The organism is Acidobacteriaceae bacterium, from assembly GCA_028283655.1.
Classification (GTDB): domain Bacteria; phylum Acidobacteriota; class Terriglobia; order Terriglobales; family Acidobacteriaceae; genus Granulicella.
Genome location: JAPWKE010000003.1, coordinates 560,511 through 577,113, shown reverse-complemented (window position 1 = coordinate 577,113; position 16,603 = coordinate 560,511). Strand labels below are relative to the sequence as shown.

Here is a 16,603-nt window from a genome sequence, read left to right as displayed (position 1 = left end):
GTCGCTTGTACGCGACCGGCGGGGTCAGGTTTTACTTCGCAATCGGCAAGAGCAGATCAACAATGCTGTACGGCGGTACGACGACGGTCATCTTGTCCGCCACACCCGCAAGGTCTGACCTTGCGAGCCCTTGGTTGGCTTTCACTTGCGCAGGGCCATACTCAAACCGGACACCCTTCTCGGCGAGGTGCACATACTTCAGTTGCAGCTTCACCGTCTGGGGTGCGCTCGGGTCTTTATTCACAAGCATCACTCCGACAAGCCCGTCTTGACGATGCGTCGCATGCACTGCAAGGGACTCTGGTGCGCCGCTGACGGCGACGTACGTATCCCCCGGACGAAACGCCACGATATGCAGCATCTGCAGACCGAAGAACGCAGGCTGAGGATCATAGTTCGTCTGCATCAGGCCCTGCGGACGCAACTGCGCCCACTCTGCAATCAATCCCGACTCTGTCGTTGTCGCAAAGACATCGGCGGCAAACAGCGCATTCACCACCGGATTGTCCGGCTTCAACCAAAGTGGTGGCGCGACCTGCGAGAGGACGATGTGAGGGACCTTACCGGCTGGGCAGTTCTGATGGTCCTGATAGATAGCTTCTTTGAGAATGTTCGGGTACTCGCGCTGCACAGCGTTCACAACGCTCGGCTCATCGAGTGATTTCCAATCGGGTGGACGGAGCGCTCCCGGATGCCAGCCGAAGGAAACAAAGTCGATGGCCTTGCACGATTCCTTGAGGACGCCTTCGTTCCATCCGTCGGCCCACTTGTCGATCGTCGGCGTCGCCAGCGTCGCGCCAATCCAAATCTTCGAATCGACGTTCTTCATCGCGGCCGCGAACTCCAGAAGGCGTTGACCATAAAACGCAGGCGATAGATGAGAGTCCTTCGCACGATGGTCGGAGTCCTTCGATGACGCCGGGTAGGGCGCGTGGAAATCAGCCGTGCCCTTATGATCTCCTCCGTAATACCCGTTCTCGTCCTCGCTCTCACCGATCTGCCAGAGTCGGATCTCAAGCGGTTTCGCTTGTTGCACACGAAGGAAGTTATAGCCATCATCAGCGGCAAGCGGTGCAGAGGCTCGGAGCGAAGCCCAGAACCCAACGGTCTTCCAATCATTCCCGCTGGAGTCTTCCCCGATGACCTTGGCGTCGCTGGGATCGCCGTTGACGTAAGCCACCCACGCGGCGGCTTCCTTCGGCTCGCCAGGGCCCTGCCCCTTTAGATTGCTGCCGTAGTTGACGACGATGATCGGAGCCACGCCAGCTTTCACCGCTTCGACGAGAGCTCCCATGTTGTTCGCAGGCAGCGTAAACACGTTCTGAGACTCCGGTGCTGCACCGGCATTCTTCATCGTTGAGTTGGTTGACCAGTGATAAAGCTGCGAGGTGCTCGCCCAACCGGCCGGATACATGATGCTCGTGATCCCAGCACTCTTTAACGTTGCAAGATTCTTGCCCGTGAACAGTTCTGCATCGCCCATCTGTGGGACGACGCCGACAGACTGCTGCGTCAAAGTGTTGATCGACTTAGACAGATCAATCGTCACTGTACTCTGAGCCGCAGCAGAACCGCAGATGCCCAGAGACAACACCGCCCAACGCATGGCCCGTTGACTCATATCGACAGACATACTTCCTCTTTGCAGGTTGTCGAGGATCGCAGAGGTACACCTGGCAACCCTCGACACGTGGTTTGCTTGGTTACTTCACGATCAGCGTGAAGGTTTGATCGGGGATGCTGACGTTGGATTGACGCAGCGCACCACCGGTGGAAGTCGTACCGACCGCAACGCTGCCCGCGGAGATATCGACTTGCGCCACACCTGTGTATGGTGCGTCGTTCGGATCGTTATCCACCGAGGTTCCGAGAACGGTGAACGAGCCATTGAAGGCGGCGTTCGAGTTCCCGGATATCTGGATGACGTTGCCAGTGGTAAACGAGTTGGTGGCTGTTGTGATGATGTGCGCAACGTTCACGCCATTCACCGTGGCGACCTTGATACGAGCGATGTTGTACACGACCGGAGCTGCACCGTTCACCAACGGAGTTGCCGTGGACTGCAGCTTGATCGTGTACGTACCCGCAGGCGTGGGATAGGGCGTGTTGCTGGAGCCGCAGGCCGTAACCATGGCCGCAGTCATCGAGACAGCGGCGAAGACCAGCGAGCAGCTCACCAACTTCTTAGCCGAGTGATTCCTGCGCAGCGCGAGCAGCAACGTGAAGGCAAGTGCGCCTCCGATGAGCCCGAAACCCGCAGCACTGTTGATGTTGGTCGGGTTCTGATCGACTCGAACCTGCATCTGGGTGAGCTGCTGAGGAATGCTCGTTCCGCTCGAGGTGAGCGACACGGACGCAGGGCGGAAGATGCAGTAAGAGTTCACCGGCAGACCAGAGCAGCTAAGAGAAACGCCTGCCTGGAAGCCCGCGTAAGAACTCACGGTCAGGTTCGCGATACCGTACTGTGTTGCACTTGCAGTGAGAGTCGTCGTGTCCTCTGTAATGCCGTACGTCGGAGCGGAGACGATGGTCAACGTCTGCGCCGGTGTCGTAAAGCCGGTGTAGTTCGCTGCCGGTGTGAAGACCGCGTAGATCGGGTACGCGCCGGGGTTGAGTCCTGAAAGCGTCAGAATCGCCGCATACTGCCCTGCGGGATACGTGGCACTCACAGGGTTGGTCTGGTTGACCGTCGCCGTGCCGAGCACTGTGGTGCCGGTGTAGTAGGTCACCGTTCCGTTCAGCGTTCCAGCGATCGACGGCATAATCGTCGTGGTGAGTGTGACGGTATCCGTGGTGGCTGCCGACAGCGGCGTAAGGCCGCTGGCAGCAATCGTCAAGGTACCCGTGGTCGTCGCCGGGTTCACCACGATCGAAGCGGCGGTCACGCTTCCCGACGCAAACGTCGCATCGCCGCCATAGCTTGCCACAACTGTGTGGGTTCCCGTCGACAACGAGGACAGAGTCAAAGAAGCCTGTCCGTTAGCCAGCACAATCGCCTTATACGCCGTACCGTCGATGGTGAAGATGAGGTTGCCCGTTGGCGTCCCGGTAGAAGTACCCGCCGAAGCCACGGTCGCCGTGAGCTTCACGCTGGTGCCATACGAGACAGCACCGGCAGGGGTCTGAGCCACCGTGATGTTCACCGCCACGAGTTGCACGCCCTGCCCCGTCAGCGTGACCGAAGGCGAAGAGGTGTTGATAGCGGTGGTGTTGAAAGGAACAGCGTATGTCTTGGCGCCGGTGGTTGTCGGATCGAAGGTGGAGCTAAGGCTGCAGTCCGCACCCGAGGCAAGCGTGCCGCTGGTGCAAGGTGTTCCTACGACACCTGCCGTGAGCGTAAAGCCAGTGTTAGCAGGAACCGCAGCGTAGAACGGCGTTCCCAGCGTCAAAGGATTCGTACCTGTGCTCGATACGATGATCGCCTGCGAGGCCGAGAGCGTGTTGACGTTGCTGATGCCGAAGTTCACCGTGCCCGCAGTGCGGCTGAGGCTGTCCACCACAGCACCCTGATTGTCGGAGACAAACAGCGTTCCGTCAGAGGCCAGACGAACCGCATATGGATTGACGACAGGCTGAGGAAGAACAACCTCATCCGTAGTTGTGAGACCTGCGGCCTCGTAAGGGATGCGCACCAGACGACCGTTGCCCTGGTCCGCGATGATGATGCTGCCGGAAGCCTCTGCAGCAACGCCGGTCGGCGCACTGAGTCCGCTTCCGAGTGAGGTCTGCACGCCAGTCGAAGAGATTTCAACGACCTGATTGCCTGCAGTGTCCGCGATGAACAAGTCACCCTGCGAATCCACTGCGAGGCCCGCAGGAGCGTTCAACGAAATGCCGTAGCTTGCATACTGCGACATGGAAGGAAGACGCGAGGGGTTCGGATACTGACGCACCTCATGCGCGCCTGTATTCGACACGAAGACCACTCCGAGCCCTGAGGCAACGACATCGGTCGGCGCATTCAGGCCTGAGGCGAAGACGGTGGACGTCGTGGCAAATCCCGTGGAGCTGGTTGCCGAACGAGCGAATACTCGAACGTCGTTCGCGCCCTGTTCCACCACCAGCAGATTGCCCGAAGCATCGAGCGCAACGCCTGTCGGCTTGTTCAGGCTCGAAGCGACAACGGTGCCCGTGGAAGAACCCGTGGGATAGCGAGTGACAGTGCCCGCAGTGGCGTCCGCCACGTAGAGCGACTTCGACGCGTCGACAGTCATGCCCGAAGGCGCTTTGAGCGCGCTCGTCACGGTGGAGGGAGTGCCCGGGTCAACGGCAAAACCTGTGCCCGTGCCGACGCCCGTGAGATATGCCGTCGTGGTGTTACCTGCGGTGTCTGTGATGACAACCCCGCCACGGCGAATACCAACGGCACTCGGCGTGAAGGTCACAGCGAAGGTGCAGCTTCCGTTGATCGGTTGCGCTGCACCGTTGCAGGTGTTGGCGCTCACGACATACTCAGCGGAAGAGCCGGTGTTACCGGAGGCGGTGATCGAGGCAATTGTTCCCGGCGAGATGAAGTTGACCGTGAGCGTTGTCGGTGCAGCCGCTGTGCCCACCGGCGAAGAGCCAAGATTTGCGTTGAAGAGCGAGGTTTCCATGACCGCACCGTAGTAGGGCGCGGTGAAGATGTTTCCGTTGTTGTCGATGGCAGGGCCAGCGGTAGACGTCTGGTTGGAAACCAGGAACTTCGAGGATGAGACAAGCACGCCACTGATCAACGGGTACTCGTATGTCCCCGCGCCGCCGGAGACGTACAGGTTTCCGGCGCGGTCGAAGCTGACGCCCGTCGCCGCACCCAGAGTGCCGTCGAAGACCGAGTACGTGCCCGAGGCAGACTTCGAGTAGTAGACGCTATGTCCATCCACCCAGTAGAGATCGCCACCGGCAGACGCAGCGATCGAAGTCGGAGCAGAAGGAAGCGAATTGAGGTAGACCGATGCGTTCCCGGTGTCTGAGGCGCATGCAGCATTGCACTGGAGGATGACGTTCGCGCCGATACCGCCGCCGGACATCGCAAAGTAGCCATTACCCGTGCCGTCGAACGCGATGGCCTGGCCGAAGTAATAGTAGCCCGCGGTCTGCACGAAATTGCCATACGTGCATGCGGTCGTAGCGCCTGCGGTGCAGATGGGTGGCGCAGCACCCGTGTAGACATACGGCTGAATGCCGGATGTGGTCAGAGGAAGACGATAGACACCCGAGTCTGTGGCGCCTGCAGGACCATAGACGAGCGTGACGTATAGCGCGCCTGAGGCGTCCATGCCGACACCGCCCACAAGCGTACTCGGGTTCTTTTCCGAGAACACGACGATGGCAGCCCCGCCATTGGCCGGAAACTCCAGCACCCGCGACGCGTAGAGGTCCGGCGCGTAGACGTTGCCGAACTTGTCCGCAACCATGTTGCCGATCGGAGTACCGTACCCTGCCGTCGCAGCTGCGTTGACGGCGGTGGTTTGAGATATGAGATACAACGGCGTCGACTGCGCCTGCGCCGCGCCTTCCGCTGCGAAAGCGGTCGCGCCCGCAAGGACTGCACAACCGACGACCTTGATTCGTTTGAAAACTTCTTTGACCCTGATCATGCTCTTCTCCTGGGGCTTCGCGGCCCCGAAATCTGCTGCTCGAATGTGGCTTTCGCCGTTCGACTAGAAGCTGTACTTGATCGCAATCTCCACGATCCTTCGACCTGAGCGGTACGTGATCTTGCCGAAGTCGGTGTTGTTCGCCGTCGGGAAGACAAGGTTCGTTTGATTGGGGGACTTGTTGGTGTACGTCGGAAGCGGATGGTTGATGAAGTTGAAGCCAGCAAGACGCACCTGCAGGTTCCTTTCATTCGCCATCTTGAAGTTCTTGATCGCACTCAAGTCCGTATCGAAGTTTGCCGGTCCGTGAACATACGGGTAGATGAAGGGGCCGTTTGCTCCTCCCTGCGTCGGCAGTGCGAAGCAGGCTCCGTTGATGTACTGGTTCTTCGCCAGGTTCGAGCCAGGGTTGCAGATGAGCGTTGGCTGCAACGACACATCCGGCGTACCCAGGAACGACAGATTGTTCACCTGATAGGCTTGCTGACTCGTCGTCGCATTCACCTGTCCCTGTGCAGAGAAGTTCGACGTGAAGCCGGTCGACTGCAGGTTCTGTCCGCTCTGCAGTTGCGTGTTGCCAGAGACCTCCCAACCATTCAGCAACGCGCGCAGGATGCGTGCGCCCTTGTACGGATCGCCGATGTTGAAGTCGTACCAGCTATTCAGAATCTGTGAGCGATCGTACGACAGAGGACCATAGTTGTTCCGCATGTTGAACGAGTCGCCCGGGATACCGGTGTTGAACGATCCACGCACGCCCATCGTCTTCGAGAACGTATAGTTCGCATTGAAGCTGAAGTGCGGCTTGTAGCGGCTCACCACCAACTGCAGCGAGTTGTAGTTGGAGTACAGCGTGTGCTGCACGACCTGCAACTGTGAATAGCGCGGATACGGTCGATAGTCATTCAGCTCCGCCGCCGAAATGCTATTGGTATTCGCGGGCGTATACGTAATGCCGTAGTAGTTGCTCTGCGGATTCGGATTCGCCTTGAAGAGACCCCCTACCGGAATTGCATTGACGTTATCGGCCACGATCTGCTGGTTCGATCCATCATTCAGAAGGTTCGAACTGAGGTTGCCCGCGTAGCCGAGAGAGAAGATCACGTCCTTCGGCATGGCCTGCGTCACCGTGAAGCTGTAGCTTTGTGTCAACGGAGACTGGTTGTCGTTTGCCGCCACACCATAGACCGTGGTCGTCGTCGTCGCGAAGCCGGTCGCCGAAGCATCGAACGTCGAACTCACGTTGCTGGGGTCAGGGCTTACGCCGAGACCATTGATGTAGTTGAAGCGCAAACCACCCGTCTGATAGGGATTGGAAACCGTCAACGTGCGCTGACCGTTCGTTACAGCCAGCATGTTTTCAAAGTCGAGCTGGCCTTCGTGGAATCGGAACATACCCCATCCACCGCTGACGATCGTCGTGCCGTTTCCGTAGACATCCCACTTCATGCCGAAGCGCGGTGAGTAGAACAGAGCACGCGTCGGGAAACCGCTCAGCGGTGTGTTCTGGTCAATCGAGTGCCAACGGAAGCCAGGCAACGGAACCTGCGACGAGCCGATCGGATCGTTGCGATAAAGATCAGGACGCCATACTGGAACACCGTAACCGTGCTTGTCGATCCAGCGGCCCAAATGCTCGAAACGAAGACCGGCAGTCACCGTCAGACGCTTGGTCAGTTTAAAGTCGTCTGTCACATAGAACGAGTTCGACCAGTTGTAGAGATCAAGCTGCGGATTGGTGTTCGCCTGGTAGTAGCCAGAGAAGCTGCCTGTCATGAAGTTCGCCAGGCTGTTGCTATTGCCGTTGAACCGGGTGCACTGCTGATCAAAGCTGGCGTAGCAGGTGCTGTACCACTTGGTCTGCGCGCCCGCCGGGTTCGTTGCTACCGTGGGCAAAGCGAAGGTCGACGGCAGATAGTAATTCGTAATCGAACCTTGCGGTGCGAAGACGCTTCCGTTGACCTGGATGTTGTTGACCGTAGGACGCTCGAAGTCAAAACCAGCCTTGAGTGTGTGGCGGCCGATCACCTTCGTGAGGTTATCGCCGATACCCGGGACGAAGGTCTTCGAGAACATCGGACCATGCGAGTAATCAGGCACGATGGAGAGAGGCAGACCATCGTAACCGTAGTCCACAAAGTTGGGCGGTTCGTTCGTCTTGTTGGCGTATGCGCCTTGGTAGGGGTAGCCGATCGCGGAGCTGAAGAGCTGGCTCGGATGCAGCGGGCTATCGTAGTGGTCGTTATAAGCAGCGTTGATGAAGAACTCATTGGTCAGCGTTGCCGACCACGTGCTCGTCCAGTTGAATGAGCCGCTGTGCGTATGAGCGTTGCGCGACGCACCATAACCAGGCGCAAGCAAGCCACCCGAGTTACCTGCAGCAAAGTAGTCGGTCGCTTGCGGCACGATGGTATTTCCGAACTCCTGGGTGTAGCTCAGCGAGAAGCTGTGGCGCTCGTTCGGCTTGTAATCGAGCTTGCCGTGCGTCGTCCAGAGATTGTTCGGTACGAGGTTCTGGTGCTGATAGTTGAAGTAGCCTGCCGTCGTTTGGCCATTCGGCGTGTTCGGCAGCGGCATCGAGTTCACGATCGCCTTCGCACCCGGATCAATGCCGTTGGTTCCAGAAAGGCAATCATTGCCGGTATTGCCATTGCAGGTGATCGGTGCGCCGTAAGCATTGCTTACCGGAACGGAACGAACGCCAGAGAAAAGGTCGTAGGCGGTGGGGCAGGTGTTCGTGCCCGTGCAGACGGTTTCACCCGGAGGAAGATACTTGGCGATCTGTGTCGCGCTGAAATCTCCGAGACGCATCGCTGCCGTGGGAACGAGCGCCGTCTGGATAGCGCTGCTCGCGCTACCGTACGCGTACGTATTGCGCTGCGCCAGGTTCTCACCCTGAATGAAGAAGGTGAGGCGCTTATTGTGGTTGATATCCGTCCCCGGGATCATGACCGGACCACCGAAGGTTGCACCGGTATAGATGTAGCGATCGGGGGGCTTCTGGTAGCCGAGCACCTTCGCAAACGCGTCCGTGGAGTTGAACTGGCTGCTGCGGCCGTTTACATAAAGCGATCCGTGGAAAGAGGTTCCACCCGACTTCGTCACCGCATTGATAACGATCGGGCCATTGGCAGTGTCAGCGCCAAAGTTCTGCTGCGACACCTTCACCTCGGCCACAGCCTCGGTGTTCACATTCTGAAGACCACCGGAATACGTGCCTGGATCGGTGATGTTCGCGCCGTCTGTCCGGATGCTCACGCCGTTCACCGGCGAGCCGCTCATGGAGTAGCCGCCCGACGCGCCGCCGATCTGCGTGTTGCTGTTGTCGTAGGTGGTATTGCTCACCGCTTGGTTGAAGGAAGCATTACCCGTATTGATCGCCGCGCCCGGAAGCGTCTTCAGCAACTCGGTGACATCGCGTCCCTGCAGCGTCAATTTGCTGATTTCGTCCGATGTGATCAGCGAACTGCGCTCGCCTGTGTCGTCGATCTGTGTGAGCGACTGGCCGGAGACCGTGATCACCTCAGATTGCGATCCGACGCGGAGCGTGATCTCCGAAAGCGTACGGCTGTCGCCGGGGTTCAGGTGAACGCCGTGTACGGTCGTGGTCTGGAAACCGTTCGCCGTGATCGTCAGGTCGTAGTCACCCCAGGCGATACTCGGAAAGGTGAAGTTGCCCGAGCCATTCGTCAGGCCTTTGCGCGTGAACTTGTTGTTCTTGTTCTGAATGACGACGGTGGCGCCCGGAACGAGGGCCTTATCCGCATCTACGACCAGACCGCTCACAGTGGCGGTGTCAACCTGCGCGAATAGGGTCCGGGGAAGGATCACCGATGCGATTCCCAGAAAGAGAATCCAAAGCACCGTCATCTTCGACCGGCGCGTGAGTGCTTGATTCATGAAGCCTCCAAAACTGCTCGACTGGGATCGGCTATGCTGCACGGCGTAGATTTCCGTATTCGCACACGGACTGTAGAGGCATACCTGCCCCTCTTTCTCTCTGTGCGAAACAATCTCTGATACGACGTCCTTCATTGCTTCCCTGCCTCTCGGCTAACGCGAAACATCCCTTGGGCCAGGAACGCGAACATGATCTGTTCGTCGTTCGGTAGTGCAAGCTGGGTGTTTTCTGAGCCGGGAGCAAGGAAACATCGCGGAAAGAACAGGTAGCAAGGCACAGTACTGTTCTGTTCTTAGCGACTCCAGTTAACTATCACAAAACAAGGAAACTAGGTGACAACCCCGGAGAGGTACTGTACATTGTTTTTCGGGCTGAAACGTTGAACGATCTCGAGCTATCCCCCGCAAACACGCCACCCAAGCCGCTGAACCAGCAGGTTGAGGATGCCCGCGTGCTCGGAGCACTCGATGAGATTCTGGCCAGTCGACCATTCAAGACCTCAGCGCAATGCAGCACTCTCCTCCGTTATGTCGTCGAACACACGCTCTCCGGCGAGGAGAATCTTCTCCGCGAGCGCGTCATCGGATCCGAGGTCTTCGGGCGCAAAGCAGACTACGAACCGGGCGACGACCCGGTGGTGCGCCTTCGCGCGTCCGAGGTACGTAAGAGGCTTGCGCAGTTCTACCAGGCTGAAGGAACAGAGTCGAACCTTCGGATCAGCATCCCTCCGGGGAGTTATCGGGCTTCGTTTGTCTCAAAGTCGACGATCCCGCCCGTAGTCCACGAACAAGGACAGAAGCCGGGTGAGGCTGCAGCAGAGGTTCTCGCTGTCCCCCTTTCCCCTCTCGAACAAGCGCCTCTAGGCTCGAATAAGAGTGGGCCAATTGCCCAATCGGCCGAAACCAGCCGTTCTGCAAAGTGGGGCTTTCTTTTGCTGCTGCTTGCGGCCTGCGCGATCACCTGTCTTTTCACCGCCTGGCTGGTTCGCCCCAAGGAACTAGTGAAAGAGAGTGCAAAGCAGACCGCTTTCTGGACGCCCCTCGTAGCCGACCGCACGCCCATCATCCTCTGCGTTTCCGACGATACGCCACAGAGTTTGAACGAGAAGGACTGGCCAAGCCGCGTCTCAGCGGTCATCGCGGGCACGGCAACCGCGAGTCACCACATCTCTGAGTCCGATATCCCGCTCGTTCCCTACGTCGATACGATCGCGATGAACAAGCTGACGTACTGGATGGGCTCGCATGGAAGCGCATTTGTCCTCCAGAGGAGCTCACAACTGACCATCGACGAGCTCCGTCGTGGTCCTGCCATCCTCATCGGCGCCTTCGACAACGATTGGAGCCTCGTCTTGCTGTCGAAGCTCCGCTTCCATGTCGCCGTGGACCCGAAGACGGACGTGCAGTGGATTGAAGACAGTCAAGCTCCCGGAGATTTGAAGTGGAAGAGCCCCGGCGACGTCGGCTACACCGCGTCATCGGTCGACTACGCCATCATCACCAAAGTCCTCCAGCCCGATACGGGGAAATGGCTGATCGCCATCGGCGGCCTCGGAAACCACGGCACTGAAGCTGCTGCGGACCTGGTCACCGATAAGGAGCTTTCACAACTGCTTCCCGACGGCGTGTTGAAAGCGAACCGCAACATCCAGATCGTCGTTCGCACAAACGTGATCAACGGCCACAACAGCGTCCCGCAGATCGTAGCGACCCAGAGCTGGTAGTCTCCTCGATCCAATCGCATCTTGACGCCCTCGGCTCTCTTTTTCGCCGTAGTATCACGTCATGCCGCTTAGATCGATCCTCGCTGGTGTCGGAATCCTATTCCTCACTGTTACTGCCGCAGCTCAGTCTGTGCAACCTACGGACCTGCATAGCCGCGCACTGAACGCTGGGTGGGAAGTACGTTCCCTCAACGCAGCGGGACACCAGGAGACGCAAGCGTGGCATCCCGCGACAGTGCCCGGTGTCGTGACACTCGACCTGCTGCACGCCGGTCTCATCCAAGACCCCTTTTTCCGTGACAACGAAAAGTCACTGCAATGGATTGGGCTTAGCGACTGGGAGTATCGCACCACCTTCACGGTGTCGGCCAGCGAGCATTCCAGGAAGCATCAGGAACTCGTCTTCGAGGGGTTGGACACCTTTGCAGACGTCTACGTGAACGGCAAGCCGCTCTTGTCGGCAAACAATATGTTCCGCGCCTGGCGCATCGACGCCGCACCCGCTCTGCGCACAGGCAAGAACGAACTTCGCGTTGTCTTTCACTCCGCGATCACCGAGATGATGCCCAAGGTGAAGGCGATGGCGGTGAAGATTCCGACCGTAGGTCAAGTGCAGGCGATCTCCGAAGAAGGCATCGCCACAGACCCCTACGTGCGAAAGGCGCCATACAGCTACGGCTGGGACTGGGGTCCTCGTTTCGTGAACGAGGGCATCTGGAAGGCCGTTCATCTCGATACCTGGGACAACCTCCGCATCGAGCGCCTGCACATCGCTCAGAACAAGATCACCGCTGACAATGCGGCTCTTGAGGCAGACCTCGCGGCCATAGCTGACCACGACGAAGTGGCGGAGATGACCGTCGTAGCACACCTCATCAGCGGTAGCGGAGCGGCGACAACGACACTGCATCGTACCGTTCACCTCACGGCAGGTTTGAACCAGGTGAAGCTGCCCTTCGACCTCCCACACCCGGCACTCTGGTTCCCCGTCGGTTACGGCAAACCATCGCGCTATGAGTTCACCGCGTCGCTCATAGGGAAAGGATTCAGTGTGCACACGACGACGCGAACCGGCCTGCGCCATGTCGAACTGCAACGCACCCCTGACGCGATCGGAGAGTCTTTTACCTTCGTCCTCAACGGCAAGCCGGTCTTTGCCAAGGGGGCGGACGTGATTCCCTTCGATAGCTTCGCTCCGCGTGTCACCGAGGCGCAGCATAGGCAGATCCTGCAGTCTGCGGTGGACGCCCACATGAACATGGTCCGCGAATGGGGAGGCGGCTACTACGAGTCAGACGACTTCTACGACATCGCCGATGAACTCGGCCTCATGGTCTGGCAGGAGTTCATGTTTGGAGGAGCCCAGATCCCCGGCGACGATCAGGTCCCGGGCTTCCGCGAGAACGTGCAGCGCGAAGCTGAGCAGCAAGTGGACCGACTTCGCGATCATCCTTCTATCGTGCTCTGGTGCGGCAACAACGAAGTAGAGACAGGCTGGTATCACTGGGGCGACCGCGTCAACTTCAGGAAGAACCTGGAGAAGGATGCCGCGATCAAAGTGTGGCAGGACTATCTGCTCGTGATGGACAACGTCTTGCAGTCCGTGGTTGCCACGCATACGCCCGACATCCCCTACACGCCGAGTTCTCCGCACTCCTCCTACGATCAGTTGCCAGATATTCAGACCGCTGGCGACATGCACTACTGGCAGGTCTGGGGTGTGAACGCTCCCATCTCTGAGTACAACAAGATCACGCCGCGCTTCATGAGCGAATACGGCTTTCAGAGCTTCCCGGAGATGGCTACGATTCGCGCATTCGCTCAACCGGCGGACATGCAGCTCACCTCGCCGGTAATGCTCGCGCACCAGAAAAATGACGGAGGCAATGAGCGGATCAAGAAGTACATGGACGCCGAATATCCAAAGCCGAAAGACTTTGCGAGCTTCGTCTATTTGAGTCAGGTTCAGCAGGCTGAGGCGATCCAGGTTGCCGCAGATCACTTGCGCACATCGCGCCCCCGAACGATGGGCTCGCTTTACTGGCAGCTCAACGACTGCTGGCCCGTTGCAAGCTGGAGCTCGATCGACTATTTCGGTCGGTGGAAGGCGTTGCAGTTCTATGCGAAGCGCTTCTATGCCGACGTCGAGGTGGTTCCCTATTTCCACGACGGTTCCCTCGATACATCCGTTGTGAATGACCTCGACCACGCGATTGAGGCCTCTCTGAAAATGACAGTGATGGACTTTGCCGGGAACGTGCAGAACGCGACGACCCGCTCCTACACCATCCCCGCCGCCTCTGCGAAGGAGGTCTCGCGTTTGAACGAGACGGCCCTACTCAACCATCACTCCGCCGACAATACACTCGTGTCCGTCGAGCTCTCCGTCGACGGCAAAGTGGTCTCTGAACGCAACGTCTACTTCACGCACGTCAAGGACCTGAAGCTCCCCGAGCCCGTCATCACTCATCGCTGGATAGAAAAGAACGGGGAGTTGTCCCTCGTCCTCTCGTCCTCAAAGCTCGCCCGCAATGTCTGGGTAACCTTCGGTGACGCAAATGTTCAGCTCTCGGACAACAGCTTCGATCTTCTCCCTGGCAGACCTAAGACGATTGCGATACACACTCCGAGCTCGAGAGAAAAGCTGGAGCGGACACTTTCGATGTTCGATCTACACCAGGCGTTCTGAGCTTCACAGTGCTGCGGACATCGCTGGCCAGGAACGGCCCCACGCCACGGTGATGACTGCAGCGCGGCCGCTGCGTTCTTCAATGCGATGACCGACCTCACGAAGGCGATGTCGGTCTCTGCCGGTACGAACCCCGGCTCGCAGGTCCATCCAGTCGTCGCCGAGGTCAAGAAGGAAGTCGATATCGAGCTAAGCCGTGCTGTCCCTCAGAAGCTCACCGATCAGCTCGCGCAGGAATCCAATCTGCTCGTGACTATGGGCTGTGGCGAGGCTTGCCCCTTCGTTCCCGGCCTGGGGCGCGATGACTGGCCGTTGCAAGACTCTAAGGGTCTGCCGATTGAAGAGGTGAGGCGGATTCGAGTTAAGGTGCGAAAGCGAGTCGGAGCGCTTGTCGGCGGCCGTTACGTACGCTCATGACTAACGCATCGCACTCATCGTGAAGATTGCGCTTTGAACGGAAGTACGGTCCTGTGTCTCGTGCTTGGAGAAGCAGCCGTCGTCGATACGGTTCCCTTCAGAGTCGAGAAGTGCACGAGGTTGGAGCGCCCAGAGAAGTACCCTCTTGGTAGTCCGGCTATCATCTCTACGTCCAATGCCGAAAGACCGAAGTGGTAAGGCACAGCCTCTAATGGCATAACCTTTTCATCTACAAGAAGGTCGATTGTACGGCGCAGCAGCCTCGGTTGCTCTGGAGCCAGGTCATTGTCACCAGGCTCCGATTTCGCCCCCCAGCGAGCTGACCTCCTCTTGAATAGAGCGAGCTTCTGGTCATCATCAACCAAGCCAAGCGCATGTAGACGCATGACCATTGCGCCGACGGAAACACGCCACCTTCTTTTCAGAACCAGCAAGTCATCGAGAGACGGTGGTACGCGCACATCTCTGGCAAAAGTCTCCCCTGGCAACAGGAGGGCACCCGCGAAACTATGTGCCTGCTGCTCCAGCAATTTGTAGCGATGTGGCTCGTCGGGCCTGCTGATGTGCCTATGCAAGACGATGTGTCCTATCTCGTGTGCGAGATCAAAGCGGCTACGGTATCCATTGTCCTTGTCAGAAGAAAGTAGTACGAACGGTCGAGCTAAGGCTTCGCTCCACGCAGACAGGCCTTCAATCTGAGCTATACCGGTCTCTTCCCGAACCAAGATAATGCCTGCGCCTTCGGCTGCAAGCGCAAGATCCTGAATGACGGAAGAGCCTAAGCGCCACGCTTCCCGGCACTCACTCGCAGCCTGCTCAATATCGGCGTTCGTGATCTGCTCGGGATCTGTATAAGGACGAAGGGGTACATTTACGACGGGATAATCGACAAAGTCGGCCAGTGCAATCGCGATGTCCTGCGCCCAATTCAAACGGGCTGCGAGCATCTCGCGAGCCGCATCGTGAGCAGATGCGTTGCTTCTGAAATGCGGAACGGAGAGCTGTAGCGACGACGGGCGAGTGAACCATTCCGGCAAGACATTGACAACAGAAGCCAGACGTTCAAGAGCCTCATGTTCAGGTGCCTGATATCCGGACTTCCATTTGCTTATGGTTGCTGTTGATACACCAACCATGGCCGCCAACTGCACTTGTGAGAGACGCCGCGCAGCGAGTATCTGCACCAGTCTTTCCGCGAGAAAACCTTGTACTCCATTGCGACTCATTGGCCCGTTCCATCTGCTTCGATCTTCTTGTGAATGTCCTTGCGGAGCTGCGGTCGAACCAAGTCCTCCTGTACGGAAGGTGTCTGGTTGTAACCCTGTAAGAACGTGTCTAGCGATTCACGGTGAAGCCACTACCGCATCGCTGGGTCGGGAACCGCAATCTGGATGCTGATGGGTGCTTCCGGCTGTATACGTAGCGAGTTTGCGAAGCAGGTTACGAAGAAGAAGACACCTTCAGCCGGAGGGGTGTACTCGCCGAACAGATCGGTCTGAACCAGCGGAACGATGTTTGCGTTCGCCAGTGAAAGCTGCTTGCGGATTTGGCTGCGCCGAGCGTTGTTCCAGAGCTTGTCCTTCGCATTGAAGCGGCCTACAGTGAACAGGCCTGCGGTGCCGGTCACGATATTGCTACCGCGAATCGGGCTTGGATTTGCGCCGTTCACCGCCAGAGCCTGATGGAACGCCTCATTCATGTGGTAATGGCGCATGGTGCCAACGACGTGAGCAAGATGCCCTTGTGCCATACCTCTAGCGGCAGCAAATGCGCGCTCAGCGCCTACGAGAAGAGCTTCTTCTACAGCGAGAATAAGCTCTCGCGATACGTTGCGGCGCAGCAGTTCGGGGATTGTTTCTCGTACCGGTTGATCCATCGAAGCCTCCACGGCATTTCGCTAAGGAGGATTCTATGCCCATAATATTTCGCAAAGCAAGGTGATTTGTGAAATACAGAGCATTGCTATTCAGTTTTGGCCCGCCGCCGGATGGCCTCTTCGCGCAGCCGAAGCCGAGCTTCTACATTCTTTTTGGAATTGAGGCTGTTCTCTTCTCCCCACTTCCGGATCTCCTCCATGCAGTCCGGCGCGGTGAAGAACTCGATAGCTTCCTTTATACCTCCCATCGCTGAGGCATTGGCATATTCTTCGATGTCAAGAGGTTTACGCGCGGCCTCCGCCTTTTCGCGGCGCGTGAGCTTTCGTGCGGTAGGTGGTGTAGCAGATGTCAAGATAGCCTCCATGAGTGGTTACTGCCGTTTGTCGTGAGCAGCCTGTGTCATCACACGCTCGTCAT

The 16,603-nt window shown here is 58.1% G+C and carries 8 protein-coding genes and 1 pseudogene; 3 read left to right on the top strand and 6 right to left on the bottom strand.

Annotated elements, in window-relative coordinates:
* Nucleotides 1–31 precede the first annotated feature (31 nt).
* The 3 genes from PW792_05220 to PW792_05210 form a co-directional block, all read right to left on the bottom strand.
* A complete protein-coding gene (locus PW792_05220; GenBank protein ID MDE1161332.1) occupies nt 32–1,621 on the bottom strand; it encodes a hypothetical protein in 1,590 nt (529 codons plus the stop codon).
* An 82-nt stretch (nt 1,622–1,703) separates the two neighbouring features.
* Nucleotides 1,704–5,579 carry an Ig-like domain repeat protein gene (locus PW792_05215; protein ID MDE1161331.1) on the bottom strand — a complete coding sequence of 1,292 codons (3,876 nt, stop codon included), beginning with the start codon at nt 5,577–5,579 and terminating at the stop codon, nt 1,704–1,706.
* 63 nt (nt 5,580–5,642) lie between these two features.
* The gene (locus tag PW792_05210; GenBank protein ID MDE1161330.1) at nt 5,643–9,479 is read right to left on the bottom strand and encodes a carboxypeptidase regulatory-like domain-containing protein; all 3,837 of its coding nucleotides are present in this window, start codon (nt 9,477–9,479) and stop codon (nt 5,643–5,645) included.
* Between the two features lie 380 nt (nt 9,480–9,859).
* Between PW792_05210 and PW792_05205 the strand changes: the two genes are divergently transcribed.
* The 3 genes and pseudogenes from PW792_05205 (at nt 9,860) to PW792_05195 (ending at nt 14,309) form a co-directional block, all read left to right on the top strand.
* On the top strand, nt 9,860–11,203 hold the full coding sequence (locus tag PW792_05205; GenBank protein MDE1161329.1) for a hypothetical protein: 1,344 nt from the start codon (nt 9,860–9,862) through the stop codon (nt 11,201–11,203).
* Nucleotides 11,204–11,264: 61 nt separating this feature from the next.
* Complete coding sequence (locus PW792_05200; protein MDE1161328.1) at nt 11,265–13,892, top strand: glycoside hydrolase family 2 TIM barrel-domain containing protein; 2,628 nt, start codon at nt 11,265–11,267, stop codon at nt 13,890–13,892.
* 78 nt (nt 13,893–13,970) lie between these two features.
* A pseudogene (locus PW792_05195) lies at nt 13,971–14,309 on the top strand (arsenate reductase ArsC).
* 14 nt (nt 14,310–14,323) lie between these two features.
* Here PW792_05195 and PW792_05190 read toward each other — a convergent pair.
* The 3 genes from PW792_05190 to PW792_05180 form a co-directional block, all read right to left on the bottom strand.
* The gene (locus tag PW792_05190; GenBank protein ID MDE1161327.1) at nt 14,324–15,535 is read right to left on the bottom strand and encodes an XRE family transcriptional regulator; all 1,212 of its coding nucleotides are present in this window, start codon (nt 15,533–15,535) and stop codon (nt 14,324–14,326) included.
* A gap of 131 nt (nt 15,536–15,666) precedes the next feature.
* Nucleotides 15,667–16,185 carry a hypothetical protein gene (locus PW792_05185; GenBank protein ID MDE1161326.1) on the bottom strand — a complete coding sequence of 173 codons (519 nt, stop codon included), beginning with the start codon at nt 16,183–16,185 and terminating at the stop codon, nt 15,667–15,669.
* A gap of 86 nt (nt 16,186–16,271) precedes the next feature.
* Nucleotides 16,272–16,538 carry a hypothetical protein gene (locus tag PW792_05180; protein ID MDE1161325.1) on the bottom strand — a complete coding sequence of 89 codons (267 nt, stop codon included), beginning with the start codon at nt 16,536–16,538 and terminating at the stop codon, nt 16,272–16,274.
* Nucleotides 16,539–16,603: the final 65 nt, after the last annotated feature.

What these genes read in the sequence shown, in the direction of transcription:
- PW792_05220 (MDE1161332.1), bottom strand. Translation starts at nt 1,621, where the DNA reads ATGAGTCAACGGGCCATGCGTTGGGCGGTGTTGTCTCTGGGCATCTGC.
- PW792_05215 (MDE1161331.1), bottom strand. Translation starts at nt 5,579, where the DNA reads ATGATCAGGGTCAAAGAAGTTTTCAAACGAATCAAGGTCGTCGGTTGT.
- PW792_05210 (MDE1161330.1), bottom strand. Translation starts at nt 9,479, where the DNA reads ATGAATCAAGCACTCACGCGCCGGTCGAAGATGACGGTGCTTTGGATT.
- PW792_05200 (MDE1161328.1), top strand. Translation starts at nt 11,265, where the DNA reads ATGCCGCTTAGATCGATCCTCGCTGGTGTCGGAATCCTATTCCTCACT.
- PW792_05190 (MDE1161327.1), bottom strand. Translation starts at nt 15,535, where the DNA reads ATGAGTCGCAATGGAGTACAAGGTTTTCTCGCGGAAAGACTGGTGCAG.
- PW792_05185 (MDE1161326.1), bottom strand. Translation starts at nt 16,185, where the DNA reads ATGGATCAACCGGTACGAGAAACAATCCCCGAACTGCTGCGCCGCAAC.